A 1,035-nucleotide genomic window follows, 5' to 3' on the forward strand; every position below is an offset into this window, starting at 1 on the left:
TGTGGGCTTTCAGGAGGTTGTCCATTCGGACCGAACCGAGGAGACTGGAGTTACCACGCTTCAGCACTCACCGGAGGGTCCGAATGAACATCCACAAGAATGCCCGTCTCACGCCGCTGCGTCGAGAGGAGATGGCGTTGTCGGTGATAGAAGGCGTCTTTTCCAAAGCCCATGCAGCGCGGATTTATGGCGTGTCGCCCAAGATCGTGGCGCGGTGGGTCGAGCGCTACAAGACCGAAGGCAGCAAAGGTATGGCCGACCGTTCGTCGCGGCCCAACGTCATGCCGGGTCTGACCAGCCAGGCCGTGGCCGAGCGCATCACCGTCCTGCGCCGCCAACGGCTGACCGGCAAGCACATCGCTATGGAGGTGAGCGTCTCGCCCGCTACCGTCAGCCGGGTTCTCAGGCGTGCAGGGTTGTCGCGTCTGAAGGACATCGCACCAGCCGAACCGATCCGCCGCTACGAACGCGAGCATCCCGGCGACATGATCCACATCGACATCAAGAAGCTCGGGCGATTTGAACGGGTTGGCCACCGCATCACCGGCGATCGCACCGGCCAGTCCAATAGTCGCGGCGTGGGCTGGGAGTTCGTTCATGTCTGCATCGACGACGCTTCGCGCGTCGCCTTCTCGCAAATACTGCCCGACGAGCGCAAGGAAAGCGCCATCGCCTTCCTCAAGGCAGCGGTGGCCTATTATGCCAGCCTTGGTATCTCAGTCGCGCGCGTCATGACCGACAACGGCTCGTGCTACAGATCGAAAGCCTTCGCCAAGACCTGCCGCGAGCTTGGCCTCAAACATATCCCCACAAAGCCCTACACGCCTAAGACCAATGGCAAGGCAGAGCGCTTCATTCAGACCGCGCTCAGGGAATGGGCCTACGCCATTGCCTACCCGAACTCCGATCATCGTGCCGGAGAACTTCCCGTCTGGCTGCACCGATACAATTGGCATCGACCTCACGGCAGCCTAAAGTCCAAAACACCAATCAGCCGCCTCGGCCTAACCGAGGACAACCTGTTGAGGCTCCACA

The 1,035-nt window shown here is 61.1% G+C and carries 1 protein-coding gene; it reads left to right on the plus strand.

What is annotated here, in order from left to right:
* Nucleotides 1-83 precede the first annotated feature (83 nt).
* Nucleotides 84-1,035 (plus strand): IS481 family transposase (locus AC1D05_RS35720; RefSeq protein WP_477447676.1); only part of this gene is annotated, 952 nt, incomplete at its 3' end.

The sequence above is a fragment of the Mesorhizobium sp. P2_E9 genome, from assembly GCF_056403815.1.